Here is a 26,444-nt window from a genome sequence, read left to right as displayed (position 1 = left end):
TACTATGAAATTAAAATATAAGAAAATGGTCATCATTGCATCCATTGTTGTTATGGCACTTGGATTTGTAGCACTTGTCTTTTTAGATAATGGAAGTCCGAATCAGAATGCACAGACAGCGGATTTGAACTTAAACGAGAACAAAGACATTAATAAACTGATTGAAAATTACTTTAATGCCAAAAAGTCCGTCAATATGGACGCTTTAAGCGAGTTAGTCAGTGATCCTAGCAGAATTCCAAAAGACCGCTATACGATATTAGCCAGTTATGTGGAAAACTATAAGGATTTTGATTGTTATTGCATTAAAAATGAGGAAATGGATTCGTATCGTGTTTATGTAAAGTATAACATGAAGTTAAAGAATATTGAAAGCTGGGTTCCTTGTTTGACCAAGTATTATGTTAAAATAACATCCGAAGGAAAGTATGTCATTTACTTTAGTGCTTTGGATAATTCCGAAGTGGAGTTTATTAACCTGGCAGATAAGAACGAAGAAATTCAGAAATTGAAGCAGGAAGTAAACAAAAGCATGTCCGATATATTGGAAAAGGATGCCACCTTTAAACAGTATTATCAGAAAATGCAAAAAGAGATTAAAGCGGCAGCAAATGGTGAAAGTTCTTCCGCATCACCGGCAGCATCAGCTGCGAGTAATGGAACCGCAGTTCCAAGCACTGCTCCGAGTACGGCACCAAGTTCCGTTCCGAGTGCAAGTAGTGCACCGGCAGCAAACTGACAAAAGAAAATGAATTACAAAGATGGTACGTTTGAATCGTCAGACGTACCATTTTATTCCTAAGTAAAGAGAATAAAGGATGATAGCTATGCAGGAAACAGGTACGCGAATTAACAAATATATGAGTCAGTGTGGCTACTGCTCCAGAAGAGAAGCTGATCGGCTGATTGAAAAAGGGGAAGTATGGATTAATGGTACTTTGGCAACAATGGGAACAAAAGTGATGCCCGGTGATACGGTAATGGTTCATCATACAACAATTACTCCTTGCCAAAAAGAATATCTTCTTGCATTTCACAAGCCTGCCGGTATTGTGTGCACAACAAGCAAAATAGATAAGAATAATGTAATTGATTACTTGAATTTTCCGGAGCGGATTTATCCGGTAGGAAGACTGGATAAAGAATCTACCGGTTTATTGCTTCTTACCAATAACGGACAATTGATGGACAATATTTTACGGGGAAGCAATTATCACGAAAAAGAGTATATTGTTCATGTAAATAAACCAATTACGGATTCTGTATTGCAGGCAATGGCTCAGGGTGTACCAATTTTAGATACAATAACCAGACCATGTAAGATACGCCGGATGGGAAAGGACTGCTTCTATATTACATTAACGCAGGGATTAAACCGTCAAATTCGTCGAATGTGTGAATATTTTGACTATCGTGTCACCAGTTTGAAAAGAATCCGGATTATGAATATTGAACTTGGTTCGCTCCCTGTCGGTAAATGGCGTGAGCTGACACCATCCGAAATAAAAACATTGAAAAATCTGGCACAGAATAAAGGAGAAGCAGAATAATGGAGAATGTATCCCGCATGAAAGAATTGATTTCACGTTTGAACCACGCTGCCAAAGTATATTATCAGGGGCAGGGTGAAGAGATGTCAAATTTTGAATATGATAAACTTTATGATGAACTGCTTGCATTGGAAAAAGAAACCGGCATTACGATGAACAACAGCCCAACCATTCATGTCGGATATGAAACCATTAGTGAACTTCCAAAAGAGCAGCATGTTCAGCCAATGCTTTCTCTGAATAAAACAAAAGAACCGGCGGATTTGGTTGCATGGCTTGGAAACAAGCAGGGCCTTTTGTCAATGAAATTAGATGGCTTGAGTATTATTTTGACTTATGAAAACGGTGAATTAGTAAAAGCATTGACACGTGGAAATGGTGAAATTGGAGAAGTCATCACAAATAATGCAAAAACGTTTGTAAATATACCGGGACGTATTCAGTATACCGGCACTTTAATTGTTCGTGGTGAAGCTTTGATTCGATATTCCGATTTTAAAGAATTAAATAAGCAGGAAAATGTAGAAGAACAGTATAAAAATCCGCGAAACCTCTGCAGCGGAAGCGTACGACAGTTAAATAACGAGATTACGTCAAAACGCCGTGTTCATTTCTACGCCTATAATATTATTTCGATTGGAGATGAAATTTCATTCACAAAGAAAAAAGAGGGGCTAGTCTGGCTTGTGAAACAGGGCTTTGAAGTGGCACCTTACCGTGAAGTTTCTGCTTCAAACATAGAAGACATGATAACTTATTTTTCGAATTATGTAAAGCAGTCCGACTTACCAAGTGATGGTTTGGTATTAACTTTTGATGATGTTGCCTACAGTGCTACACTTGGACGTACAGCCAAATTTCCTCATGATTCGATTGCATTTAAATGGCAGGATGAACTGGCAGAAACGACACTTCGGGAAATTGAATGGAGTGCTTCACGTACCGGCTTGATTAACCCGGTTGCCGTTTTTGATGCTGTTGAGTTAGAAGGAACCACTGTTTCCCGTGCCAGTGTTCATAATGTAAGCATTTTGAAAGAACTGAAATTGGGAATTGGTGATAAAATATTAGTCTATAAGGCCAATATGATTATTCCGCAGATACAGGAAAACAAAACACAGAGCGGAACGTGCGTAATTCCTGATAAATGTCCGGTCTGCGGTGCGTCTACAACATTAGAGCAAGAACACGGTTCTGTCTTTTTGCTCTGTCCAAATGAAGAGTGTTATGCAAAGAAAATAAAACTGCTGACACATTTTGTAAGTCGTAATGCTATGAACATCGACGGCTTATCAGAATCCACACTTGAAAAATTTGTAGCAGATGGCATGATTCATTCATTGACAGACATTTTTAATTTGGAAAAATATCAGGACAAAATCGTTGAGATGGAAGGGTTTGGTGAAAAATCCTACGACAATCTCATTGAATCTATTGAAAAGGCAAAACAAATACCACTTGCCAATTTACTATACAGCCTTGGCATTAAAGGCATTGGCTTAAGTATGGCAAAACTTATTGCCGAAAAATATCCGTATCCGATTACAAAGATGCAGGAAATCACAGAAGAAGACCTGCTTCAAGTGGATGGCATTGGAGAGGTATTAGCAAAATCTTTTGTCCGGTACTTTGCAGATAAAAACAATCAGGAACAGTTAAAGAATTTAGATGCCCTGCTTATTGTTTCTTATCCGGAGAAAAAAGAGCATCAGCCATTTGCCGGCCTTACCTTTGTTATCACAGGAACATTAAATACATTTGATAACCGTAATCAGTGCAAAGACATGATTGAATCGCTCGGTGGAAAAGTGGCAGGAAGTGTCAGCAAAAACACCAGTTATCTGGTGAATAATGATATTACTTCCCAGTCCTCTAAAAACAAAAAAGCAAAAGAACTTTCGGTTCCGATTATTGAGGAAGCCACACTTGCTCAGATGATTGAAGAGGCTAACGAAAAAGCTTAATATCCTTTTTGGAAATCAAGCCACATTGATAAAAATACAAAAATGCTGCAAAAAGAACCGGAATCATCGATAAGTACGATAAATATGGGTGATTTGTCAGATGAATCAGGAAACGGCAGAATATTTTACTGATATAAAGAAGGCTCACAAGAAAAACAAACGGCCAGACAAAATATTTTGCAACCTGAATGGTAATGTGTGTTTTCTTCATCAGGTAGATTCCATGACACAAACAGATGACAATCTGGCTGCATAAAAGTCCGAACAGATAACCAAAGATTCCATAAACAGGAGCCAGAAAAAACAGGCAGCCAATTCGAATGATAAGACCAATTACGGTAAAAGCAAAAGTGATTACCGTTTTCCCGAGTCCATTGATAATGCTGCCTAAAGTTGTTGTCACATATAGAAATGGGCATAAAAAAGCAAGCAGCGTCAAAAGTTTTCCGGCATTTTCGCTGTGAAACACAAATTGTCCAAGGTCCATTCCATAATTTAAAAAGACAGCACAGGTGAGCACGCCAAGCAGTAGGGAATAACGGACTGTAACAGAAGTTGTCTGCCGCACATGGTGATTATCTTTTTTGCCACTTGCTCTGGATATGGCTGGCAGTAAAAGAACAGAAAGTGAGTTTGTAATGGTTCCCGGAAAAAGAATAAAAGGCAGTACAACACCTGTCAAAATTCCATAAATTGCCAGTGCATCTTCTAAAGAGGAACCTGCCCTGCATAAAATCGGCGGAATGAAAACCGATTCTACACTGCCAAGAAGTGCAATAATTAATTTTGTGCCGGTGAGTGGCAGTGCCATACGAATTACATTACCAAACTGAGCTTTTTGACAAAATAGATGGGTAAAGGAAGACTCTTTTATCAAATGATACATATTATAAAAGTTGCTTGCCAGTTCACCAATGACAAGTCCGGCTACGGACAAAATAAGAGACGAAACCGGAAGCAAGTCGTAAAAGCAGAAAGAGACAACAAAAACAACCCGGACTAACTGCTCAATAATCTGTGTGACAGCCGGAATCCTGGCATTGTTTTTTCCGTAAAAATATCCATTGATTGTGGAAGTGACACCACAAAAAGGAAAGATAAAAGCCAAAACAAAAAGAAGCGGTGCCGTTTTATCTGCACCTAAAAAAGAATGTGCAATTACTGTGCGGAAAGAAAAAAGGCTAAACGACAAAATGACTGCCAGACAAAGAGAAAGTGTAATACCGGCTTTTATAATTTGTCCATGATTTTTTTGGGGCTGATGCGAGATCAACTGTGATACAGCTGTCTGGATGCCAGCGGCATAAATTGTAAAACAAATCGAATAGACCGGAAAAATTAATTGGTAAATTCCTAAATTTACTTCCCCTAATTCACCGGCAAGAAAAATTCGATAGCAAAAGCCAATAACTCTTGTGGCAAATCCGGCGATTGTTAAAATCATTGTTCCCTTTAATAATTGGTCTTTCACCGCACACCTCATTCTTTTTTTATTAATATATGTGTCAAATCACGAAAAAATGTTGTTAAAATCATTATTTTATAGTATGATAAATAGGAATGTTTATGTACAAAAGGAGAGATACCTGTGTTATTAAAAAGAAATGTTTTTCGTGTTGTGTGTGCCCTTTTTTACTTACCGGTCGCACTTTTAAGCATGTTTGAGATTATCAATTTGGTTATGACCAATTCTCAAAATAGATATTTTCTGGTAGGAGGCGTTGTTTTTGGCGTACTGCTTTTTCTAATTGCCGCGTACTTTATAAAACAAAAAAAATGGTTAATTATTGCCGAGAATAGTCGTCCTATTTCTATTATTTTAGAGACGATTATTGTTGTTCTTGTCGGCGTAGGTCTTTTCTTGTGGCAGAACTTGGTTTACGGATGGAAAACAGCTGCTACATCTTTGGTACTGACTTTATGCATTTATGCAATTGGACGTCTCTGCAGTGGACGGATTTGTGGAATTATCAGTTTTGCAAGCAGTATTTATTTAGTTATTTATCTGAATCAGGCACAGTATCTTCCGGAGCAGATGACGCTGAATATGTTTAGCTTTTTAATTCCATATCTTTGTTTTTTGATTTGGTTAAAGGCTTTAAGATTCGGAGAGAAAACAAGTGTTTTTTCCTGCGTTTTCGGTGCTTTGTTTCTTGGCGTGGTTTTCGCATTTGCTGTTCGAATCAATCCACTTGTAACCGTTTTATTTTTGGGGTGTTTTCTGGCTTTGTTTTTTGCCGGACAAAAAAATCCGAATCCATCCATTTTTTCAAAAGGTAGTTTATGCGCCGTTTATTTTCTTGTATTTACGGCAGGCATATTAGCAGTATTGTTTTTCTTTGAAAAAACAATTGTTACAAATATAACTTTTGTAAAAGATGCATCCCTTCCATTGGATGGCTGGCGTACCATGGTAGATTACATTCTTTTAAAATATGCGAAACCATTATTTTACTTTTTTGCACCATTTTCAAACGGTGTGTTTGTTATGCTTTTCTTCTTCTTTTCTGTTTTAGCCGGATATTATGCTATTCGAAATCGGTTTTCTTATATTGGACCGGTTCTTATCACGTTTTTTGCAGCTGTATGTTACTATATTTTGTGCTCTGAACACACAAATATTTTTTACTGCATTACATGTTTTCTGCCAATTTTAACCGGCTACGGATTCAGTAATATCCTTTTGCCGGAAGAAATTCTGCCGGAAACAGAAAAAAATGAAGCAGAAATGCTTGAACCGGAAAATGCCGAGACACAAGATTTGGAAACAAAAAATTTGGAAACTGCAACAAAGAGTGAAGAACCTAAACGCGAAGAAAAACCAGAACCTGTACCGGAACCAAAAGAGGCGTTACCGCACAAAGAAGCGAAAGAAAAGGAAAATCTTATCTTGAAAACCTTAGGAAAAATGAAAGATAAAATTCCTGAGTGGACGATGCCGGAAGAATTTATAGAAAAACAGATGGAAATTGAAGAAGAGCCGGAAACTCCTTCGGATGCACTGGTTGAAAATACTTACTTATCGGCACAGACAGAAGAGGAACAGTTAAGTAATTTACTTAACCGTCTGGATATGGCTGAACCGATTAAACGTATGAACGAGAGTGCCCAGGAAGATATGGCGGATGTAATTGAGCGCGATGAAGAAAAGGTAGAATTATCTGAAGCACTGCCTCTTAAGCCATCCAAAAGCACCCTGCCCAAATATCAGAAACCAAAATTTGATTTTGATATTCAGCCGGTTAGTATTCCTTTGGATGACCAGTATTCAAATATCAGTGAATATGATGAAGTTCCAACAATCCATGATTTAGAAAATCAGTGGAAAGATGATTCCAAACCAATTATTGAAACAGTTGCTACAAGCATGGAGGAAGCACCGCAAACATTCAATACGTTGGAAGCGTCCGATACACCGGAGGCTGTTGATTTTACTGTTCCGCCAGAAGAGATTGAGCCTGAGCAGGAAGTTCACAGTGAAGAAATTGTACGCAAAAACGGAATCGGTAAGCGTTCCTATCATAAAATTACCATTCGCTAATGTAATTTGTCACAATCTGTCGAATAATGCATAAGATATAGTGATAGATACAAGAGAGAGGGTATGAGGTATGAGTCAGACGATTTACTTGGATAACGCCGCCACCACGCCTCTTTCAGAACAAGTGTTAGAAGAAATGATGCCTTATTTAAAGGATTCCTACGGAAATCCATCCAGTGTATATGACTTAGGTGTCGCCAATAAGTCTGCATTATTAACGGCACGAAAGCGAATTGCCAAAACGCTTAATTGTGCCAACCCGCAAAACATCTATTTTACCTCGGGTGGAACGGAATCAGATAACTGGGCAATCATCGGCACTGCCGAGCAGTGCAAAAAGAACGGAAATCATATTATTACTTCAAAAATAGAACATCATGCCGTATTAAATACATGTGCCTATTTGGAAGAAAAAGGTTTTGAAATTACCTATTTAGATGTGGATGAACAGGGGTTTATAAAACCGGAGAAATTGCTGCAGGCATTGCGTAAAGATACCATTTTGGTATCCATTATGACTGCAAATAATGAGATTGGCACAATTCAGGCAATTCCTGAGCTTGCATCACTTGTAAAAGCAAACAGCAGGGCTGTTTTTCATACTGACGCCGTTCAGGCATATGGACAGATTCCGATTGACATCACAAAAATGAATGTAGATTTATTAAGTGCCAGTGCACACAAATTTTATGGCCCAAAAGGTGTCGGATTTTTGTATATACGGGAAGGAGTGAATTTGCCTTCCTTCCATCACGGTGGAAAACAAGAGAGCGGACTCCGCGCCGGTACAGAAAATGTTCCTGCTCTTGTTGGTATGGGAAAAGCGGCTCAATTAGTAAACGAAATCTTAATGGAAAAATCAAATATGATGTCGCAATTACGTGATTACATGATTCACCGAATAGAGCAGGAAATTCCTTATTGTCATTTGAATGGTTCAAGAAGAAAACGCCTTCCTAATAACATCAATATAAGTTTTTCTTTTGTCGATGGAGAAACGATTGTTATTTTGTTAGATATGGAAGGAATTTGCGTCTCTGCCGGCTCCGCCTGCAATGCTGGTCAATCCATCACCTCTCATGTAATTGAAGCAATTGGATTAACCGGCAGTTTGGCAAGAGGAACTGTCCGTTTTACCCTTTCTTCCCATACAACGAAGGAAGAAATTGATAGAACAGTAGATGCATTAAAAGAAATAATTGAAAAAAACAGAAATTTAAACGCCAAATATCATATTTTTCTCGAAAATAACAGGCATTAAATATCATAAAATACCGGAGTCCGTTTTTCAAACACTGTATATTGACGGATTCCGTATTTTTTTAATAGGACTGCCACTTCATCAAAATGAAACGCCAAAAATTCAGGAGAATGAGCATCTGAACCAATCGTTACCATTTCGCCGCCAAGTGCTAAGTACCATTCAATAATTTTCTCATGTGGATTTTGACGTGAAAGAGGTGTCTTAAATCCGGAAGTATTAATTTCAAGCGCAAGGTCTTTTTGAATCAGCGTTTGCAAAATAGCTTCTAAAATTTCTCTAAATTGCTCCGGCTGGTATTTGTAATCTGTCGGTGCATACCGGACGATATAATCCAGATGTCCCAAAGAATCCATTTCATGAAATGTTGTTATATTATCATAAATCTTTTCAAAATACGTTTGAATGCACTCGGCTGGTTCTTGATTTTCCCAAAATGAGGGATAGTATGGATCTTTTCCGTCAACCAAATGAAGTGAGCCAATAATATAATCAAACTCTTTATCTCGGCATAACGCTTTATTTTTATCCACTACATCAGTAATAAGCTGCATACCACACTCCACACCGGTATAGACAGAGAGTGGTGCAGTCTTTTGCAGTGTATGAATACGCTTAAAATAATCATTCAAATCAAAACAGAACGGAATCCCGTCAACCGGATGTTCCAGCGCAGATTCTGGGAAATTGTAATCCATATGGTCAGTAATGCAGATTCCCTCTAAGCCTTTTTTGTAAGAAGTTAAAATCTGTTCCTGCATATCAGTTTCGCTATCTGTTGAAAATGACGTGTGAATGTGTGTGTCCATTTTGACTGCCATTACACATAACTCCTTTCAAGAAATACGGAATCTTCGGCATTTACGCACCGGATTCCCTCAATATGGGAGGATGCCATTAAGGAATAATTGGTATAATATACAACAAATCCCGGTTTTCCTCCGTTTGGTTTTTTTACATTTTTCTTCTGTGTGTAGTCAATTTCCACCTTGTCTGCCCCTTTTCCTTTAGAGAAATAGGCAGCTAAACTTCCTGCTTCTTCAAACGTTTTAATCGGCGGTTCTTCGCCATTTGTTTTCACAATCACATGAGAACCGGGCATGTTTTTAGCATGAAACCACCAATCATTTCCGGTTGCTGTCTTAAAGGTCAGTTCGTCATTCTGGTAATTATTTTTTCCAACAAAAATATCATACCCGTCACTGGAAATAAAGTGGAGTGGTTTACTTTTTTTTATCGGTTTCCCTTTTTTTCCTGACCGTTTTCCCTTCATATATCCAAAATCACTTAATTCCTGCCTTATGACTAGTAAATCTTCTTCTTTTCGTGCAATATCAAGTTCTGTCATAATGGATTCCAGATGTGTAATAGTTTCTTCGGTTTCTTCCTGCTGCTCTTTGACGGCCTCCTCGGTACGTTTTAGTTTGTTGTAACGGGCAAAATACTTATTTGCATTTTCAATTGCCGTCATCGTTTCATCAACCGGAATTGTTATTTCTTCGTTATTATAATAATTCACACAAGTTAGCGAAGTATCTGTCTCGGAGAGCTGATAACCATATGTTGTCAGTAATTCACCGTACACTTTATATTTCTCTTTTCCATCTGTTTTTTTCAATTGCTTATACTGCATATCACGTTTTTTATAGTTCCGCTCCAAAATATTAGTCACGGATTTACGCAAATCAATTGATTTTTGTCTGATGCGCTCAAGCGTATCCTTTTCTCCATAAAAGGTTTCTACCACTTCGGACATCGATTCATATATTTTACAGGTACAGTCTGTGTACATCGTAAATGAAAAAGCGCCAAAATCAATCGGTTTTGCCCCTCGAAAAACAATACAAGGAGAAAAATCCCTTCCTTTTGTTTGCTGCATTATGCTGCGAAACTGTTCCATCAACGCCGATTTATCATTCCCGTTTAAGGAAGCCGTTGGTGCATCTCCGTCGAGGTGACTTCTATAAGCGAGTTCGTGAGAGAGCGAAGAGCTAAACCCGGATAAGGAGCCGTATAACATTTTTGCAATCGAAACCGGTTTTATAAAAAGAGTTTCATTCCAGTCATTTGTAGTAAGCTCATATGGATTTATTTTATGTTGTGTATTTGGTATAAAATAATCAAGCCCGGGTAGTACCTGTCTGACAGAACTGGTTAATCCATTAATATGTTTAATACTGTCAACAATCGTATTTTTTTCGTCGACTAAAATAATATTACTGTGTTTTCCCATAATCTCGACCATCAGTGATTTTTGAACAACATCCCCTAATTCATTCAGGTTTTCTAACTGAATTCTAATAACGCGTTCCAATCCGACCTGCTCAAATGACAGAATTTTTGCTCCACCTAAATGTTTTCTTAACAGCATACAAAATCCCGGCGCTGTAAATGGCGAAGGTTTTGGTGAATTTGTCAAATGAATCAGCGGGAGAGAAGGACTCGCTGAAATCTGCAATTTATACTGTGTTTTATTATTTTTTATGGAAAGCAGAAGTTCGTCTGCCTCCGGCTGTGCAATTTTTTGTATGTGGCCGCCGGTTAATTTGGCGTCCATTTCGCTGACTAAGGCAGCAATTGTAAAACCATCAAATGCCATGCGTATTCATCCTTTCTTTTCATCTTTTCCTATTATACAATATTTCCGGAAAGAGGGCAACAAACTTGACTTATCGACTGCGATGCTCTATAATAATACAGATTGGATAAAAAAGGAGGCTTATCATGATTCAGAGCATGACGGGATTTGGCCGCGGTGAGGCAGCCAATGAAAAATATAAGGTTACCATCGAAATGAAGTCGGTGAATCACCGCTATCTGGATTTGTCGGTTCGTCTCCCAAGAAAATTAAATTTTTATGAGCCTGCCATTCGAAATCAGGTGAAAGAGTTTGCAAAAAGAGGAAAAATCGATATTTTCGTTTCCATGGAACAATTGCAGGAAAATGCTGAATCGATTCAGTATAATCCTCAAATTGCAGCTGCTTATTTAAGCGGCATTTCCCAGATGGCAGATGAATTTTCGATTGACGGAACGATTCAGGCCTATCAATTGGCACGATTTCCGGATGTTTTTACAAAAGCAGAAGAGGATGACAACGAAGAAGAATGGATTCCGATTGTGACACAGGCATTACGTGATGCCGGTAAAAAATTTGCGGAAAGCCGACGCATCGAGGGAGAAAAATTAGCAAAAGATTTATCAGAAAAACTGGATCATATTTCTGATTTAGTAGATAAAATAGAAGCGCGCTCTCCTCAGATTGTAGAAGAATACCGAAAGAAAATTACCGAGAAAGTCGAACAGCTTCTTGGTGATACACAAATCGATGAAAATCTTTTGGCAACAGAAATTGTTATGTTTAGCGATAAAATTTGTGTCGATGAGGAAATGGTTCGTCTGCGTACTCATGTTGAGCATGTCAAAGAAACCTTAGCGGCTGGAGAAAACATCGGGCGTAAACTGGATTTCTTAATTCAGGAAATGAATCGTGAGGCAAACACGACATTATCCAAAGCAAATGATTCCGAAGTTTCCGAGTATGGAATTGATTTAAAAACCGAAATCGAGAAAATTCGTGAACAGATTCAGAATATCGAATAGAAAGGCGCATACGATGCAATTTATTAATATTGGTTTTGGCAATGTAGTAAACAGTGATAAGGTTTACAGTATCGTAAGTCCGGATGCTGCTCCGGTTAAGCGGTTAATCCAGCAGGCAAAAGACCAGGGGGCTGCGATTGATGCCACTTGCGGCCGCAAAACAAAAGCAGTTTTAGTATTGGATAATCAGACCATTGTATTATCCTCATTACTGCCGGAAACCATTGCTGCAAGAATGAATCAATAAACGAAAGGAGCTTTCTCTATGTCAAAGAAAGGCGTTTTAACCGTTATTTCAGGCTTTTCCGGTGCCGGAAAAGGGACCATTATGAAACAATTGATTGAAAAATATCCATACTTTCTCTCTATATCGGCTACGACACGTAAGCCAAGAGAGGGAGAAGTAAATGGGCGTGAATACTATTTTCATACCCGTGAGGAATTTGAACATATGATAGAGCAGTGTGAGTTAATCGAGTGGGCAGAATATGTCGGTAACTATTATGGCACACCGAAACAGGCTGTAAAAGCTCAGCTTGCAGAAGGAAAAGATGTTCTTTTGGAGATTGAAATGCAGGGCGGTATGCTTGTAAAAGAGCAGTTTCCGGAAGCGGTATTGATTTTTATCACACCACCATCTTATGAAGAACTTGCTTCCCGCTTAAAAGGAAGAGGAACTGAGACCGAGGAACAGATTAGCAAACGACTTAAGCGTGCCGGCGAAGAAGTGGCATATATGAAGTCCTATGACTATCTTGTTGTTAATGACAAGTTAGAAGATGCCGTAGAATGTGTGAATCAGATTATTCAGAACGAACACTGCCGTGTCTGTAACTGCGAAAACCTGATTGAACATATGGAATCAGAATTAAAAAATCATTCGGAGGGAGAGTAATCAAACTATGGATATGAAGGAAACACAAACCTCACAGGCAAAGACAATGGTTGTTGATGATTTACAGGAAAATCGTAAGGCAGCCAGAAAAAAAAGAAGTCCGTTTAGCATTATTTTTGAGGTGCTGTTATATGTTGCCATTATTGTATTTTGTATTTTCGTCGTACCAACCTATATCTTGCAACGGACGGTTGTCGATGGCAATTCAATGCAGGATACTTTGCAAAACGGAGATAGTTTATTGGTTAATAAGTTTATTTACCGTATTCATGACCCGGAGCGATACGATATTATTGTATTTTACCCGAAAGGTCATGACGTTGATGAGTACTATGTAAAACGTATTTATGGACTCCCGGGTGAAACGGTCTACATTGATAATAATTCCATTTATATCAATGGCAAAAAGATTGACGACCCATATGCAAAAGATGCCATGGACGATAGTCAGATTGAATTAGGAACAAAAGAGAAACCATACACCTTAAAATCAGATGAATACTATGTTTTAGGAGATCATCGTTCCGTAAGTTTAGACAGCCGAAGTATTCCACAGGGTGAAGATCCGGATGCACCGGGTCCTGTAAAAAGAGAAAACATTGCCGGAAAAGTATTTTTACGTATTTGGCCATTGAATCAGTTTGGAAAACCATGATATAATAACAATTGTTAAATTGAAAGGAGAAATTATTATGTTACATCCATCGTACACAGACCTTATGAATATTGCAAACAGTGAAGTTGAGCAAGGAGAACAGCCTGTTGTAAACAGCCGTTATTCCATTGTATTGGCAACTGCGAAACGCGCCAGACAGATTATTGCCGGCTCTGAGCCTTTAACAGACCATAATGACTGTCCAAAAGCGCTTTCCATTGCTATCGATGAATTATCTTCCGGTGCCATTAAAATTGACGCAGAAGATGACGATGCAGAAGAGTAGATAGAAATATTGTATAAGCCGAAACGATTTGTTATGTAAAATACAAATCGTTTCTTTTTTTGAAAATAGTCATTGACAAACATCTGTTCGGATGATATATTATATACAACAAACAGATGTTCGGACTGTACGTTCGATTAATAAGGAGTGACTATTATGAGAAAATTATTACAATTACGTTTTACATTTATTCTTGTACCAGCGATTATTTTATTGCTTGTTTTTTTGAGCGGCTTTACCGGAAAGACTGCTTCTGCAGATATGAGTGGTCAGCACACAATGAAAAGCTATGAAAATGTATTAATTAAATCCGGTGATACGCTTTCTTCCCTTGCTGATACCTATGCAGAGAAGTATTCCAACTTATCAAAGGCAGAATATGAGGAAGCTATTATTTCATTAAACAGCCTTTCTTCAGAAAATATTCATGCCGGTGGTTATTTGTTACTGCCTAATTTCAAATAGACAAGAAATAGAAGCATTCGCACCTTTTTGAGTAAATCTATGCGTAACTGACAATATTCTGTCAATTCATATTGATAAACTGTAGAAAAACCAAGTAAAGAGGTGCCATTATGAAAAAATACAACAAAATTTATTATAGAATTATTTTTGTTACTATGTGCTTTGTGCTCAGCAGTGTATTTATGCTTATTTCCGGAGCAGAGAGTTTAGCAAAATCAAAGGGAATTAAACTTCGCTACAATGGAAAAACTTCCATTAATCGTTCGAAACAAATGTCAGTAACTTACCAGAACAAGAAAGTTTCAAAAAAATCCTACCCGGCAGTTGTCATCAAGAAAAACTATATGGTTTCCTATGCTGACGTATTTAAGAAGGGGATGAAGGTTTCCTGTAAATACAAAAAGAAAGGAAAGGTTCTTACCTTATCGGCAAATGGCATTTCTTTAAAAATGCAGGTTGGAAAAAAGACAGCTTACAAAAATGGGAAAAAAGTGAAATTAAAAGCAGCTCCTGTTTCTGTTCGTTTTATATCCAAGAAAAAGACTAAAATACTGATTCCTATAAATTATGTTGCTAAAGCACTTCGGTTTTCTTATAAAAAAACCGGAAAAACCATTCGTTTAGGTGCTCCATTAAAGCTTACATATAACGGGAAATTAACCTATTACACGGGTACACAGGGAAATATTTATTACAATCATAACAAATATACACTTCGTTCATTGCCGGTAATTAAATTATCCGGAAAGATGTACCTGCCTGCAGAAGAAACTCTTTCTTCTATTATGGGACTTACTTACTCCTATAATCAGCAGACAAAAGAACTACAGGTATCGGATTCCGATGTAGATATGTCATTTCGTGGCGTGCTTGACAGCCGTCAAGCTATATTAAATGGGAAAAATGTGACATTGACAGCACCTCCTAAAATGATTTATTCGCACAAAACAAAGAAAAATATTTTATGTATACCGGCATCCTCCGTTTTAGGACAATTAAATTATACCAAAAGCTGGGATAAGAGCCTGTTATGCTACCGTATTCAGAGTAAACAATTTTTTAATTGGAGTACGAAACAGGCATCAAAACAGTCAACGGTACAACAAGCAAACACAACAACCAACTCTTTATATACGTTTCAGTCCTTTTATCAGGAGCAAAATGGAACCGGCTCGATTTCGTTCCAGTTATCGGGTACAAGTGAAGAGATTATGAAAACGGCAACGGTAAATCGAACCGGAAACACGGTTTCGATTTCACTGCCTAAATCCTCATACTTGTTAGCAAACAAAAGTTTTGAGCGCTTTGGTGAGATTATTCAGAAAATGGATGTAACCAACAGTGAAACAACGGTAACGATTACCTTTACTTGTTACAACACAGCGGATTATTCCTATATCATTCATAATAAGACATTGGAAATTAATATACTGCGTGCCTATCAGGCAGGAGATGGAAGTGTAACAAATTACTCCCTATCGATACCACGTCCTGCAAATGTACACATTAATCAAGTAAAAAATCAGGATTTATATCTGAACAAAAAGTTTCAGATTATTATTCCCGGTGATTATGTGTCCTATTATCAAACAAATCCAATTGTGATAAATCACAGTTCGATAAAAAATATTATGACTGCAAAAAGTGGAAATAATACAGTAATTACGATTACAACAACATCTTTAGTTGGATATAAAATTTATGAAAAGGGAAATACACTCAGTGTATTAATGGGACAGCCAAATAAAATATTTAAGAATGTTTTGGTTTTGGATGCAGGTCATGGTGGTCGTGATCCTGGCGCACAAAATAAAGGAACAAATGAAAAAGATTTAACTCACAAGATTATTTACACATTGATGAAGGATAAGTTTGCAGGAAATGCACCGGACACAAAAGTGTACTGGACCAGAACCAATGACAGTTACATTACCCTTGCCAATCGGGCAGCTTTTGCAAAATCTGTTCGTGCGGATGCGTTTATCAGTCTGCATATGAATTCTGCTAAAAGTGGGTCTGCAAATGGAACAGAGGTATATTATTCTGTATCCAATAATAAGACAAGTTTTAGTGGTATTACAAGTAAAGCCATGGCAAATTTGTTCCGTACTCAATTATTAGCGGATTTAAAAACAACAAACCGTGGTACAAAAACAGCTGCTTATTATGTATTAAAACACAATACAGTCCCGGCTATTTTGATTGAACTTGGATTTATCTCCGGAAACAGTGATTATTCTAAATTAACAAATGCTACCTTCCAAAAGAATGCGGCAAATTCCATTTATAAGAGTATTCAGACAATGTTTCAAACCTATCCTACCGGTCGGTAGGATAGGGGATTAGGATTCTCGCAAACGAACTGCCGAAGCAGCCTTTCGTTTTCTGTCTTCTTCCAGCGCTGCATAATGTTTCCTGGTTGTATTTACATCATTATGGCCTAATACTTCAGCAACCAGATAAATATCGCCCGTTTCACGGTATAAATTGGTACCATATGTACTTCTAAGCTTATGAGGCGTAATATGCTTTAATGTCGTAACATGTTTCGCACAATCAGAAACTAAATTTTCGATTGACTGTACACAGATACGTCTTTTTTGAATGGATAAAAACAAAGCATGTTCATGACCTTCTTTTGTTGTAATCGTCATTCGTTCTGCATAGTAATCGTATAAAGCTTCGGCAACTTCATCTCCAAAGTATACAAAATCTTCCTTGCCACCTTTACGCACGATTTTAATCCGATTATTGTCAAAATCAACGTCCTCAATGTCCAATCCAACACATTCGGACACACGGATTCCTGTGCCGAGCAGAAGAGTGAACAATGCGAGATTTCTTATTTTATTTCTTTCAAAATAAACTTTTTTCATCCCGGTCATTTCATCGCCACCGTGTTCTACATAATCTAGAAGATTGGCAACTTCATCCGGGTCTAAGCGAATAATTTCACGTTTATGCAGCTTAGGCATATCGACAATTAATGTGGGATTATTATGAATATACTCGCGTTTATAATAATATGCATAAAAACTTCGTAATGCCGCTAATTTACGATGAATCCCTCGTTCTTTGTTGGTATGAATTACACCATCTGCATCTTTGTAATATTTTAAATATTCTAAATATTCTTCAATGTCAACGGGCTGCAATTGTTCTAAGTCCTCTAAACGAATGTCTTTAATTGAATCTTTTTTAGCAAACACCGGATTGTTTATCTGCAAAAATTGAAAAAACAAACGAATATCATATACATAAGATATTCTGGTTTTAGCAGATGTATTTGGCTCAATGGCACGAAAAAAATCCTTTGTAAAATCCGGCAGTGTCTGTAAGACGCTACGCAGTTTTAATGTATTTTCACGGCTTGTCTGCTCATGATAAGTAATTTTCTTATCCATAGACTTAAACCTCCTAAATCCAATAAGTATATAAGTAATTCCAATAAAATTATAGCAAATAGGTATTTTCCCGTCAAGTCTTTTTGAAAAACTGGAGTTTGTCCAAGAGAGTAAAAGAGGCAAAAATTTAACTCGCACCCTGCTATATTGTTTTCTGGATGCGAGTTATCTTATTCATTAAGATGTAAAATTCGTTTTAACTCCATTGTCTCTTCTAATGAAAGTTTCCGATTTCCCAAATAATCATTAATAAATGTGCTCAGGGAACCATTATACATTTTATTAAGCAATGCTTTTGTCTCAATGTCCTGGATTTCTTTTTTTGTCACCTCAGCACTGCATAAAAATCCCGGATCCTCACGCCGAACGGCTCCTTTATTAATCAAGCGTTTGATTACGGTATATGTCGTATTTTTTTCCCAACCAATATATTCTTTAATGATTTTAGAAATGTCTTTAGCAGCCAAAACTTTATTGGACCACAACAATTCCATGACATTTAATTCCCCCTCATGCAACCGCATTTCCTTATCCGAACTCTTACTCATAAAAACAAATCCTCCTCAATGTCAGCAGCAAAAATCACGTTATCTACATTTGTAGACAAAAGAAACTACAATAATAGAATGTCCCCCCTAAAGATTCTACAAGTTGTTACTTCACGAACATTTGCCAAGTAACTAAATTCTACACCTATAGTAATGTAATTGTCAAGCAATATTTTACCTGAAATATCACGAATTTCCGAGGTTTTTTAGCAATTCTACAAAATATTGTGGGAGTGGCGATTCAACCTCAATATATTGATTGGTAACCGGATGTTGAAATCCTAAAATTTTTGCATGCAGTGTCTGTCCCTGTAGTTTTTCAAACATTTTTTGTGGTTTTGGACCGTATAATTCATCCCCCAGTAACGGATGCATAATGGATGCCATGTGTACACGAATCTGATGTGTGCGTCCTGTTTCAAGCTGACATTCAATATAATTGAATTTGTGATTTAGATGAGAAAGTACACGATAATGTGTAACTGCTCTCTTACCTTTCTCTGGCTGAACTACCGCCATCTTTTTTCGATGAACAGGATGTCTGCCAATTGGCTTATCGATTGTGCCTGTTTCTTCCTGCAAATTATGATATACAATAGCTTCATATTTTCTCGTAATTGAATGAACCTGCAATTGTTTTGCCAGTGACTGGTGGGCAATATCGTTTTTACATGCAATGATTGCGCCTGTTGTGTCCATATCAATTCGATGTACGATTCCGGGCCTCAATACACCGTTTATTCCCGACAAATTTCCTTTACAGTGATACAAAAGACCATTCACCAAAGTATGGCTCATATGTCCCGCAGAAGGATGTACAACCATTCCTTTTGGCTTATCAATAACAATGACATCATTATCTTCATATAATATGTCTAAATCCATTTTCTCCGGCTTAATTTCCAGTTCCGTTGGTGCGGGAATTTCGATTATAATTTTATCACGAAAAGAAACGGGATATTTCACCTTAGTGATGACATTCCCGTTCACTGTAACCTTTTCATTTTTAATTAATTTTTGGATAAAGGAACGCGAATATTCCATCTGATCAGCCAAAAACTGATCAATTCGGCGTTCCTCTTCTGTTTCTACATCAATTATTAATTTTTCTTCTTCCACAAAAAATCTTCTTCCTTATATCGAAATAGTAAGCAATAAATCAGTAAGACAGCCGCAACACAAACATAGCAGTCTGCCACATTAAATACCGGAAAATTAATTGCTTTTATATACAAAAAGTCAACTACATAATGCCACATCATACGGTCAATAAAATTACCTATTGCCCCAGCTGCCAAAAGGATAATGGTAAATCGAAGCAGCAGAAATTTCTTTTGTACCGGTATTCTGCTGTAAAAATATATCATTGCACCAAGGACAACAATCGTAATTATGGCAAAAAACCATATAGCATTCGGAAAAATTCCCCATGCTGCACCCGGATTTTCTAAATAATGTAGTGTAAATACACCGGGGATTATTGTAATATCATCCTGCCTTAAAGAAGTAATCGCAAAATTTTTCGTTATGCGGTCTCCGAAAATAAGCAAAATAAATACGAGTGCAAATACTGCATGATGTATTATTTGTTTTTTATTCTGAACCATTAAAAATCATCTACCGAACCAAGAAACTCAAAAGGGTCCTCGTCCTTTCCTTTCTTTTTCTTATTCTTCTTACCCAAGTTTATATTCTGCAGCAGAGAATCCAAGGATGGAGTCTCTTTTTCTTTCTTGTCCTCTTCCGGCTCTAAAGAAAGCATTTCCGGATTAGATTCCAAAGTTACCGCAGAATTTGGCACTGCCTCAAAAGGTTCTTTAACAACAGCATCCACCGGATCTAATACAAGGGCATCCGTTACTTCTTTTGTGTCTGCGTCTTTTGGTTTCTGAATCTGATTTAAGGTATCGCTTAAATCAATGGTATCCGCCGTGAGAATATCTTCCTGCAGTTCTTCGTTCTTTTTTTTTGCACGTTTTTCTTTTTTTACATCCGGAAGAACCATTGTTTCCGATAAATCTTCCGGCTCTTTTTCCACTGTCTCTTTCATAACAGGCTGCTCTTTTACGAGTGGTTCCGGTATCTCCATTTCTGTCGGTGCCTTTGGCGCTTTCGGTTCTTCCGGTACCTGCTCTGCAATCATATTGTCTTTTTCATTCCGGATTGCTTCAATCTCCGGCGAATATACATCAAAAGAATCACTGGTAATTAACTCCAACTGAGCAGATGCAACCTGTTTTAACTGCATTTTATACTGATTAAACTGCTGAACCAGAGAAAGACATTTTTCCTTTAATTTATCATACTCCTGCTCTGCCTCTGCAACAATTTTATCAGCTTTAGTATTTGCATCCTTTTCAATTGCCTCTGCCTTTAACTGGGCTGCGTCTTTTGTTTCCTTCGCTGTTTTTTCAGCAAGAACCAATGCTTTCTGCATCGTATTTTCAATGGAACGGTAATACTGCACCCCATCATTTAAGGATTTTACATTTTTCTGCAGTTCTAAATTTTCATCGTACAGCTGCTTGTACTGCTCCATCACAAGTTCTAAATAATCATCCGTTTCATCTTTATCATAGTACTTGCGTTTTTTTGGCTCCATCATTTTATTTTTCAAATCAAGTGGTGATAACATGAACCTTCATCTCCTTATCGGTATTGATATATAGTAATTTTTTGTTTCCCTTTTTTAGTAATATCTCCTTCATCAAAGGTAAGCCGATATTTACCGTGACCTCGAATTGAAAAAACGGAATCACTTGGACATCGATAACTGTTTGATGTTTTCTCCTCACTGTTAATAAATACTCTGCCCTGTGTAATCAGTTCGTTTGCCTTCGTGCGCGAAGAACCAATCATTGCAGCAACTATATTATCCAAACGAGCCGAGGCAACCGTTTGTCTGTGTATCTCATACTGTCTTTCCGGAATTTCGTCCAATTCAGAAATTTCACGGCATTCCATTATAGTATGCTTTACCTGCCGTAAATTTGAGAGTATAAACTCCTTTAATTCCTCAACACAAAAAAGATACGCAGCCTTTTCACAAATACGGATATCGCCGATCGTGGAACGGGAAATTCCAAGATTCAACACAGCCCCCAAATAATCTCTGTGTATTAAAGTATCCGCATACTTTTCGTGAACCGGGGAAATACGAATACAGCAAATTGGAAATGCTTGATCATCCGCATCTACAAAATCAGCCGGGAAAAAACCGGCCATTTTTGAATCACAATCTTTATGACCACCCCACATACGAAGTACAACCGATGGAAACATCTTTTGATTCTGCAGTAAAGCAGACATCTCACCTGTTGTGAGAAACTCCGTAAAAGAAGGATAATCGTTGTAAATGGTTCGATGGTATAAGTCCTGTACATGCTGCAAAAAGAAGTGTTCCTGCTTTGTTCCCATGATTAAAACTCACGATTTATCGTAGGCATCTTTGCCGAACTACCATCAAGCCCTAACGGGTCCCCGCTGATATCTACATTTTCCGGTGTGAAAATGAAAATATATTTTGAAATCTGATGATACTGTCCCTTGATTGAATAAATACATCCGGATATAAAGTCCATAATTCTCTGTGCATCATCCGGGTCAAAACCCTCCAAATTTACAACAACCGGCCGTCCGGAAAGTAACATATTACATATGTTCTGTGAGTCTTCAAAAGTTGTCGGCTTAATGATGCTGACTTCCATCATCGTGCGGTTCATCGGTACAACTTTTGGCTTAGACCCTAAAAATCCACTGCGCTGCTTTGGTGCCGGCTCCTCATAGTCATTCTCCTGTGAAACAGGCTGTCTTTGTGTTTTTACCGGTTTTGCCTTTACCGGCTCCTCCACATACTCCTCTTCATATTCGTCATCAAAATCATCTGGAATCTTAAAGAAATTTAAAATGGAATCTAAACCCATATCTTCTCGTTCCTTTCTATAAGTATTGTCTATTTCCAAAAATGCCGGTTCCTACACGTACATAAGTAGCGCCCTCTTCTATCGCTACTTCGTAGTCTCCGGTCATTCCCATGGAAAGTTCGTTCATATTAATATTATCAATGTTTTTGCCATTAATGTCAACTAGTAATTTATGCAAATTACGAAAATGAACACGATTTTCTTCCGGATTTGAAACGTTTGGTGCAATTGTCATAAGACCATGAATTTTCACATTTGGATAAGTAGAAATTTCACGTATGGCTTCTTCCACTTCTTCCGGCATAAATCCATACTTTGATTCCTCTTTTGCCATATTAACCTCAATTAAAATATCTGAAGTAATATTCCTTTTTTCGCTTTCTAACTGTATTTGTTTGGCAAGTCTTATTGAGTCGACAGAATGGATTCGTTTCACCCTTCCAACAACCTGCTTTACTTTATTTCGCTGTAAATGACCAATCATATGCCAATCTAACGGTTCTGTCAGTTCTTTTTGTTTTTCCACAATTTCCTGTACCTTGTTTTCACCAAAAGTAACGATGCCACACTGCATGGCCTCTCTCATCATTTCAACCGGTTTTGTCTTGCTGACCGCAATTAACGTAACATCATTTCGGTCTCTGCCTGCACGTGTACATGCCGATTCAATTTTTTTTTCAACTTTTTTCAAATTTTCTGTTACCATATCAATTACCTCTTTTCTCAATCTGTAATCTTTATGAAATTATTCAATAAAGTCATCATCATTTAAATACGTTGGGTCCACAACAATATGGTCATACGCAGACAAACCATTTACTGTATGGTCTGAAACAATGGAGTACTCCTTGTTTTTATATAAAACCTCAATTGGACGGAACTGGCAGTATCCCTGGTTCACATAATACACACCTGATAATTCTCCTGTTTCATGTACCCGGTACTGCTCTGAATCACCAAATTTTGTAATGAGAATATCCCCATCCGATAAAGTGTTTTTTCCTACATAATAGTTATCGCCAACCAACAAAGACGATTTTAATGAGACAAATTCATGGCCTGCTTTATTATTTGGATCGGATGTTTTTCTGGTGACTCCAATCCCATCATCTCCATTTACGGCATATTTTTTCGGAACAAGATAATAATTCTTTTTTAATACGGAACTGTTTGGAATTTTCAGTCCGGACGCCGATTTTAAGTTAAATTCAATCTGCAAAAAGCGGTCGTTAATATAGCGTTCCATATAACGGGACGTACTAAGCGTAGCAAAATGTGTGCCATCTTTATCCCACAATTTTACCTGAGCATTAAAAGAAATATCATCCTTTGTAATGGTTACACGGACACTTGTTTTGTCCTTTAATTCCTGATAGTAACTGTCATCTAATTTTACAACAATTGACCAATCATTACTTGTAACCAGCTTATAAACCGGTGAGCCGGCTGCGACGCTTCCCTCTTTCTGCATCTGTTTTCTTGCTACACTTCCATATTGGTCAAATAATTTCTTTGTAATGTCTTCTTCTTTTGTTGTCTCGTAACCATCCATCGAGTAAGCAATGATTCCACTTTTTTTTGCCATAACTTTAGTAAAACTGTCCGCTTTTCCGGAAGATGCCATCGCTTTTTTTAAATCACTGTATAAATTTCCCTGATTCAAGTCCATCAGTACATTTTCTGCATCGTAGTGGAGTTTTGTCACCTCGCTGTAATTGGCATTGTGGAAAGAACTGTAAAAGCTGGCAATCACTTCCCGCATTTTTGAAATATTTTCCGAGTTGTCTTTTTTGCTTCGGATTTGTTCGAGCATTTTACTCACTTCTCCACTGGTATCTTCGGTGTATGCCACATCTCCCTTTCCAATCCGGCTTCCTTCCGAAAGATAATAATTAATATATGCCGATTCTTCCGAATTCACAATTTCTTCCGCACGCATTACAAAACCATACAATGGCGCATCATCTGAAATATCCGTTGTGTTCACTTCATAAATTGAAATATGTTCTTTTGCAAAATATCCCCATGCCAGCACAACAATATAAACAACAATCAAAAGCAGAAGGAAAAAGGCCAGACTGGATTGTGGCCGAAATCTTTTTTTTATTGAAACTACCTTTCTTTTTCCCATGATTGTCTTCCTTCCCTGACATTGTTCTTATTTTTCACTCAAATGAATAGTGTTTCTCAATTTCGGTATACTATCTAACAAAGGAGGTAGTATACAAAAATGAAAGCAATAGACTATATTGTCCTGGTACTTGTTATTATCGGTGCCATCAACTGGGGCTTAGTCGGTTTTTTCGGACTGGACTTAGTTGCCTTTTTATTTGGTTCAATGTCCGTATTGTCACGCATTATTTATGCCGTAATTGGTATCTGCGGACTTTATGCCATCAGTTTCTGTGGGCGAATTAACAATTAAGTAAACGAGTAGGGGATCTCCTACTCGATACATATAAAATCACATACGAACCAGATTACGCCAGTCTAAGTCGCCACGCTCTAATGCTTTTACTAACAATTCCGCTGTAGCAACATTGGTAGCCAGAGGAATGTTGTGAATATCACACAGACGAAACACATTATTTACATCCGGTTCATGGACTTTCTGTGTCAATGGGTCACGCAGAAAAATAACTAAATCCAGTTCATTATTTTCAATCTGCACCCCAAGCTGTTTTTCTCCACCTAAATGTCCGGCAAGATACTTGTGAATGGAAAGGTTTGTTACCTCTTCAACAAGTCGTCCTGTCGTACCGGTGGCATAAATTTCATGTTTGCTCAAAATCCCACGATAAGCAATACAAAAATTCTGCATCAGAATTTTTTTTGCATCGTGCGCAATTAGGGCAATATTCATAACTACATCCCTTCTTTCTCTGAATTAAAAATCTAGGCTGCTGCTTCCTCGATTCGGTTGTATCCCTACGTTTAGCAAAATACCAATTGCCATCATATTACTAATAAGAGACGTGAGTCCATTACTTAAAAACGGCAATGGAAGTCCGGTATTTGGCAGCAATGATGTTGCCACACCGATATTAAAAAATGTCTGAAAACAAAACATAGCGCCAATTCCCACAGCAATCATCATTCCCATATAATCTCTCGCATTTTTTGCTGCCAGAAAACATTTAATAATAATAATGGATAACAGAGCTAAAACTACCATACATCCAATAAAACCAAACTCTTCGCTGATTGGTGTCCAGATAAAATCACTTTCTCTTACATCAACGCTGGTATAGTTTCGCGCCGTTGTGCTGCCATCCAAAAGTTTCCCATACAATTTTCCGGATGCAATGGAAAGAACTGAGTTGTTCTGCTGGTACATAACGCCAAGACTCTCTTTTTCCGGGTGCAGCCATCCGGTAATGCGGGCCAACTGATAGCCACGCAGAAGTTTTTGATTTGGCTGTAAAATATACCAGAACAAAACACCAACCGCCGGAACTACAACGGCAGCAACCGGTGCCAATATTTTATGACCAATTCCTGAAGACGCTAACATCATAATGAGAATAACAATCATAACAACACTGGATGATAAATCCGTTTGTATTAAAATAAATACAGTTGGTACAAAGGTAATCAAAGAGGCAAGAAAAAAGTTCTTATACGTAGATAAATTTTCTTTTCTCTTTGAAAAAAAGGTGGCAAGTGCCAATATTAACGTAATTTTACATACTTCCGATGGCTGAAAAGTAAATACTTTGAAATCAAGCCAGCGATAAGAATTCGTATCCAACTCAACGCCTAATGGCGTCAATCTGGTTGCCATAGCCATAAGGGTCGTAACAATGTATATAATTGGAATATACATACATAAATCATGGTAATCAATAATGGAAAAAATACCTATGATAATTATACCCATAACAACTCCGACCAACTGTCTTTTTAAGGAAATGTCAGAATTGACTATGGAAATGACATATGAACTTATAAATGTCAAAATAAGCACAACGGCAATCAGAAAAATATCATAATTTTTCCAGTTGTACCGCTTAATCTGCAACCATTTCATAACGCGTTCCCGCATGATTTACCACCTTACCAATCCTTAATTTATTTCTTTGTCTGTTTCATGTCTTTAATCGGAATATTAGCAAAAAGTGCCGGCACCATACCATTGGAGCCTTCCGATTCAGTCTGCTCAATCTTGATATCCAGCCCATCTAAATCAATTTCTACATATTTCGACAAAACATGGATAATATCATTTTTTATCTGCTCCATAATGTCCGGCGAACAATTTGCACGGTCCGATACCAAAACCATCTTCAAACGGTCTTTTGCTACATTACTGGAGGATTTTTTTCTAAAAAAATCTGCAAATCCCATTA

The 26,444-nt window shown here is 37.5% G+C and carries 28 protein-coding genes; 13 read left to right on the top strand and 15 right to left on the bottom strand.

What is annotated here, in order from left to right:
* Window positions 1-4: 4 nt before the first annotated feature.
* From DW005_RS06155 to ligA, 3 genes are all read left to right on the top strand, one after another.
* A complete protein-coding gene (locus tag DW005_RS06155) occupies window positions 5-739 on the top strand; it encodes a hypothetical protein (RefSeq protein ID WP_117478593.1) in 735 nt (244 codons plus the stop codon).
* Window positions 740-827: 88 nt separating this feature from the next.
* Window positions 828-1,550, top strand: a complete 723-nt coding sequence (locus DW005_RS06150) for a pseudouridine synthase (RefSeq protein WP_117478592.1) — start codon at window positions 828-830, stop codon at window positions 1,548-1,550.
* The gene (ligA, locus tag DW005_RS06145; protein WP_117478591.1) at window positions 1,550-3,514 is read left to right on the top strand and encodes an NAD-dependent DNA ligase LigA; all 1,965 of its coding nucleotides are present in this window, start codon (window positions 1,550-1,552) and stop codon (window positions 3,512-3,514) included. Before DW005_RS06150 ends, ligA begins: the two co-directional genes overlap by 1 nt.
* Here ligA and DW005_RS06140 read toward each other — a convergent pair.
* Window positions 3,498-4,985 (bottom strand): polysaccharide biosynthesis protein, encoded by a 1,488-nt coding sequence (locus DW005_RS06140; protein WP_181974958.1) that lies wholly within the window; start codon window positions 4,983-4,985, stop codon window positions 3,498-3,500. The two genes, ligA and DW005_RS06140, sit on opposite strands and share 17 nt — an antisense overlap.
* A 117-nt stretch (window positions 4,986-5,102) precedes the next feature.
* On the opposite strand from DW005_RS06140, the gene DW005_RS06135 reads away from it, so the two are divergent.
* Both DW005_RS06135 and DW005_RS06130 read left to right on the top strand, forming a co-directional pair.
* The gene (locus tag DW005_RS06135) at window positions 5,103-7,055 is read left to right on the top strand and encodes a hypothetical protein (protein WP_117478589.1); all 1,953 of its coding nucleotides are present in this window, start codon (window positions 5,103-5,105) and stop codon (window positions 7,053-7,055) included.
* A 70-nt stretch (window positions 7,056-7,125) separates the two neighbouring features.
* Window positions 7,126-8,316 carry a cysteine desulfurase family protein gene (locus DW005_RS06130; RefSeq protein ID WP_117478588.1) on the top strand — a complete coding sequence of 397 codons (1,191 nt, stop codon included), beginning with the start codon at window positions 7,126-7,128 and terminating at the stop codon, window positions 8,314-8,316.
* Here DW005_RS06130 and DW005_RS06125 read toward each other — a convergent pair.
* Together DW005_RS06125 and DW005_RS06120 are read right to left on the bottom strand one after the other, a co-directional pair.
* Entirely contained in the window at window positions 8,313-9,137 is an 825-nt protein-coding gene (locus DW005_RS06125; protein ID WP_117478587.1) for a histidinol-phosphatase HisJ family protein, read from the bottom strand. The genes DW005_RS06130 and DW005_RS06125 overlap by 4 nt on opposite strands.
* Window positions 9,137-10,915 (bottom strand): NFACT RNA binding domain-containing protein, encoded by a 1,779-nt coding sequence (locus DW005_RS06120; protein WP_117478586.1) that lies wholly within the window; start codon window positions 10,913-10,915, stop codon window positions 9,137-9,139. Before DW005_RS06120 ends, DW005_RS06125 begins: the two co-directional genes overlap by 1 nt.
* 125 nt (window positions 10,916-11,040) lie before the next feature.
* On the opposite strand from DW005_RS06120, the gene DW005_RS06115 reads away from it, so the two are divergent.
* From DW005_RS06115 to DW005_RS06085, 7 genes are all read left to right on the top strand, one after another.
* Window positions 11,041-11,919 (top strand): YicC/YloC family endoribonuclease, encoded by an 879-nt coding sequence (locus DW005_RS06115; RefSeq protein WP_117478585.1) that lies wholly within the window; start codon window positions 11,041-11,043, stop codon window positions 11,917-11,919.
* 13 nt (window positions 11,920-11,932) lie between these two features.
* Window positions 11,933-12,166, top strand: coding sequence for a DUF370 domain-containing protein (locus tag DW005_RS06110; protein WP_022376827.1), 234 nt, complete (start codon window positions 11,933-11,935; stop codon window positions 12,164-12,166).
* A gap of 18 nt (window positions 12,167-12,184) precedes the next feature.
* The gene (gene gmk / locus DW005_RS06105; protein ID WP_117478584.1) at window positions 12,185-12,814 is read left to right on the top strand and encodes a guanylate kinase; all 630 of its coding nucleotides are present in this window, start codon (window positions 12,185-12,187) and stop codon (window positions 12,812-12,814) included.
* A gap of 7 nt (window positions 12,815-12,821) precedes the next feature.
* Window positions 12,822-13,469 carry a signal peptidase I gene (lepB, locus tag DW005_RS06100; protein WP_117478583.1) on the top strand — a complete coding sequence of 216 codons (648 nt, stop codon included), beginning with the start codon at window positions 12,822-12,824 and terminating at the stop codon, window positions 13,467-13,469.
* A gap of 37 nt (window positions 13,470-13,506) precedes the next feature.
* A complete protein-coding gene (gene rpoZ, locus DW005_RS06095) occupies window positions 13,507-13,755 on the top strand; it encodes a DNA-directed RNA polymerase subunit omega (protein ID WP_022376824.1) in 249 nt (82 codons plus the stop codon).
* Between the two features lie 156 nt (window positions 13,756-13,911).
* Window positions 13,912-14,220 carry a LysM peptidoglycan-binding domain-containing protein gene (locus DW005_RS06090; protein ID WP_117478582.1) on the top strand — a complete coding sequence of 103 codons (309 nt, stop codon included), beginning with the start codon at window positions 13,912-13,914 and terminating at the stop codon, window positions 14,218-14,220.
* Between the two features lie 110 nt (window positions 14,221-14,330).
* Window positions 14,331-16,553 carry an N-acetylmuramoyl-L-alanine amidase gene (locus tag DW005_RS06085; RefSeq protein ID WP_117478581.1) on the top strand — a complete coding sequence of 741 codons (2,223 nt, stop codon included), beginning with the start codon at window positions 14,331-14,333 and terminating at the stop codon, window positions 16,551-16,553.
* A gap of 9 nt (window positions 16,554-16,562) precedes the next feature.
* Here DW005_RS06085 and DW005_RS06080 read toward each other — a convergent pair whose 3' ends face one another.
* The 9 genes from DW005_RS06080 to DW005_RS06040 form a co-directional block, all read right to left on the bottom strand.
* Entirely contained in the window at window positions 16,563-17,624 is a 1,062-nt protein-coding gene (locus DW005_RS06080) for a tyrosine-type recombinase/integrase (RefSeq protein WP_117478580.1), read from the bottom strand.
* Between the two features lie 170 nt (window positions 17,625-17,794).
* A complete protein-coding gene (locus DW005_RS06075) occupies window positions 17,795-18,172 on the bottom strand; it encodes a BlaI/MecI/CopY family transcriptional regulator (protein WP_242989376.1) in 378 nt (125 codons plus the stop codon).
* A gap of 186 nt (window positions 18,173-18,358) precedes the next feature.
* A complete protein-coding gene (locus DW005_RS06070; protein ID WP_022376819.1) occupies window positions 18,359-19,291 on the bottom strand; it encodes an RluA family pseudouridine synthase in 933 nt (310 codons plus the stop codon).
* Window positions 19,273-19,779 (bottom strand): signal peptidase II, encoded by a 507-nt coding sequence (lspA, locus tag DW005_RS06065; protein WP_022376818.1) that lies wholly within the window; start codon window positions 19,777-19,779, stop codon window positions 19,273-19,275. The genes DW005_RS06070 and lspA overlap by 19 nt, the downstream gene beginning before the upstream one ends.
* Window positions 19,779-20,807 (bottom strand): DivIVA domain-containing protein, encoded by a 1,029-nt coding sequence (locus DW005_RS06060; RefSeq protein ID WP_117478579.1) that lies wholly within the window; start codon window positions 20,805-20,807, stop codon window positions 19,779-19,781. Before DW005_RS06060 ends, lspA begins: the two co-directional genes overlap by 1 nt.
* A gap of 14 nt (window positions 20,808-20,821) precedes the next feature.
* Window positions 20,822-21,589, bottom strand: a complete 768-nt coding sequence (locus tag DW005_RS06055) for a YlmH/Sll1252 family protein (protein ID WP_117478578.1) — start codon at window positions 21,587-21,589, stop codon at window positions 20,822-20,824.
* Window positions 21,590-21,591: 2 nt separating this feature from the next.
* Window positions 21,592-22,095, bottom strand: a complete 504-nt coding sequence (locus DW005_RS06050; RefSeq protein ID WP_022376815.1) for a cell division protein SepF — start codon at window positions 22,093-22,095, stop codon at window positions 21,592-21,594.
* 16 nt (window positions 22,096-22,111) lie between these two features.
* The gene (locus DW005_RS06045; RefSeq protein ID WP_022376814.1) at window positions 22,112-22,801 is read right to left on the bottom strand and encodes a YggS family pyridoxal phosphate-dependent enzyme; all 690 of its coding nucleotides are present in this window, start codon (window positions 22,799-22,801) and stop codon (window positions 22,112-22,114) included.
* Between the two features lie 39 nt (window positions 22,802-22,840).
* Window positions 22,841-24,226: an HlyD family efflux transporter periplasmic adaptor subunit gene (locus DW005_RS06040; protein ID WP_117478577.1), complete on the bottom strand. Its 1,386-nt coding sequence runs from the start codon at window positions 24,224-24,226 to the stop codon at window positions 22,841-22,843.
* A 99-nt stretch (window positions 24,227-24,325) separates the two neighbouring features.
* Between DW005_RS06040 and DW005_RS06035 the strand changes: the two genes are divergently transcribed.
* A complete protein-coding gene (locus DW005_RS06035; protein WP_022376812.1) occupies window positions 24,326-24,520 on the top strand; it encodes a DUF378 domain-containing protein in 195 nt (64 codons plus the stop codon).
* 39 nt (window positions 24,521-24,559) lie between these two features.
* Here DW005_RS06035 and mgsA read toward each other — a convergent pair whose 3' ends face one another.
* From mgsA to minE, 3 genes are read right to left on the bottom strand one after another with little or no spacing between them, the layout of a single operon-like run.
* Entirely contained in the window at window positions 24,560-24,958 is a 399-nt protein-coding gene (gene mgsA, locus DW005_RS06030; RefSeq protein WP_022376811.1) for a methylglyoxal synthase, read from the bottom strand.
* 24 nt (window positions 24,959-24,982) lie between these two features.
* Entirely contained in the window at window positions 24,983-26,140 is a 1,158-nt protein-coding gene (locus DW005_RS06025) for an FtsW/RodA/SpoVE family cell cycle protein (protein ID WP_117478576.1), read from the bottom strand.
* A gap of 26 nt (window positions 26,141-26,166) precedes the next feature.
* Window positions 26,167-26,442, bottom strand: a complete 276-nt coding sequence (minE, locus tag DW005_RS06020) for a cell division topological specificity factor MinE (protein ID WP_022376809.1) — start codon at window positions 26,440-26,442, stop codon at window positions 26,167-26,169.
* Window positions 26,443-26,444 lie beyond the last annotated feature (2 nt).

The sequence above is a fragment of the Clostridium sp. AF36-4 genome, from assembly GCF_003435975.1.
Classification (GTDB): domain Bacteria; phylum Bacillota; class Clostridia; order Lachnospirales; family Lachnospiraceae; genus Eubacterium_F.
The sequence above is the reverse complement of the archived record's forward strand: the minus strand, read 5'-3'. Positions and strand labels throughout refer to the sequence as shown.

Excerpts from the sequence above, each read along its gene's own strand:
- DW005_RS06155 (WP_117478593.1), top strand. The coding sequence starts at position 5 with ATGAAATTAAAATATAAGAAAATGGTCATCATTGCATCCATTGTTGTT.
- DW005_RS06150 (WP_117478592.1), top strand. The coding sequence starts at position 828 with ATGCAGGAAACAGGTACGCGAATTAACAAATATATGAGTCAGTGTGGC.
- ligA (WP_117478591.1), top strand. The coding sequence starts at position 1,550 with ATGGAGAATGTATCCCGCATGAAAGAATTGATTTCACGTTTGAACCAC.
- DW005_RS06130 (WP_117478588.1), top strand. The coding sequence starts at position 7,126 with ATGAGTCAGACGATTTACTTGGATAACGCCGCCACCACGCCTCTTTCA.
- DW005_RS06125 (WP_117478587.1), bottom strand. The coding sequence starts at position 9,137 with ATGGCAGTCAAAATGGACACACACATTCACACGTCATTTTCAACAGAT.
- DW005_RS06120 (WP_117478586.1), bottom strand. The coding sequence starts at position 10,915 with ATGGCATTTGATGGTTTTACAATTGCTGCCTTAGTCAGCGAAATGGAC.
- DW005_RS06115 (WP_117478585.1), top strand. The coding sequence starts at position 11,041 with ATGATTCAGAGCATGACGGGATTTGGCCGCGGTGAGGCAGCCAATGAA.
- DW005_RS06110 (WP_022376827.1), top strand. The coding sequence starts at position 11,933 with ATGCAATTTATTAATATTGGTTTTGGCAATGTAGTAAACAGTGATAAG.
- gmk (WP_117478584.1), top strand. The coding sequence starts at position 12,185 with ATGTCAAAGAAAGGCGTTTTAACCGTTATTTCAGGCTTTTCCGGTGCC.
- lepB (WP_117478583.1), top strand. The coding sequence starts at position 12,822 with ATGGATATGAAGGAAACACAAACCTCACAGGCAAAGACAATGGTTGTT.
- rpoZ (WP_022376824.1), top strand. The coding sequence starts at position 13,507 with ATGTTACATCCATCGTACACAGACCTTATGAATATTGCAAACAGTGAA.
- DW005_RS06090 (WP_117478582.1), top strand. The coding sequence starts at position 13,912 with ATGAGAAAATTATTACAATTACGTTTTACATTTATTCTTGTACCAGCG.
- DW005_RS06085 (WP_117478581.1), top strand. The coding sequence starts at position 14,331 with ATGAAAAAATACAACAAAATTTATTATAGAATTATTTTTGTTACTATG.
- DW005_RS06080 (WP_117478580.1), bottom strand. The coding sequence starts at position 17,624 with ATGGATAAGAAAATTACTTATCATGAGCAGACAAGCCGTGAAAATACA.
- DW005_RS06075 (WP_242989376.1), bottom strand. The coding sequence starts at position 18,172 with ATGAGTAAGAGTTCGGATAAGGAAATGCGGTTGCATGAGGGGGAATTA.
- lspA (WP_022376818.1), bottom strand. The coding sequence starts at position 19,779 with ATGGTTCAGAATAAAAAACAAATAATACATCATGCAGTATTTGCACTC.
- DW005_RS06060 (WP_117478579.1), bottom strand. The coding sequence starts at position 20,807 with ATGTTATCACCACTTGATTTGAAAAATAAAATGATGGAGCCAAAAAAA.
- DW005_RS06055 (WP_117478578.1), bottom strand. The coding sequence starts at position 21,589 with ATGGGAACAAAGCAGGAACACTTCTTTTTGCAGCATGTACAGGACTTA.
- DW005_RS06050 (WP_022376815.1), bottom strand. The coding sequence starts at position 22,095 with ATGGGTTTAGATTCCATTTTAAATTTCTTTAAGATTCCAGATGATTTT.
- DW005_RS06045 (WP_022376814.1), bottom strand. The coding sequence starts at position 22,801 with ATGGTAACAGAAAATTTGAAAAAAGTTGAAAAAAAAATTGAATCGGCA.
- DW005_RS06040 (WP_117478577.1), bottom strand. The coding sequence starts at position 24,226 with ATGGGAAAAAGAAAGGTAGTTTCAATAAAAAAAAGATTTCGGCCACAA.
- DW005_RS06035 (WP_022376812.1), top strand. The coding sequence starts at position 24,326 with ATGAAAGCAATAGACTATATTGTCCTGGTACTTGTTATTATCGGTGCC.
- mgsA (WP_022376811.1), bottom strand. The coding sequence starts at position 24,958 with ATGAATATTGCCCTAATTGCGCACGATGCAAAAAAAATTCTGATGCAG.
- DW005_RS06025 (WP_117478576.1), bottom strand. The coding sequence starts at position 26,140 with ATGCGGGAACGCGTTATGAAATGGTTGCAGATTAAGCGGTACAACTGG.
- minE (WP_022376809.1), bottom strand. The coding sequence starts at position 26,442 with ATGGGATTTGCAGATTTTTTTAGAAAAAAATCCTCCAGTAATGTAGCA.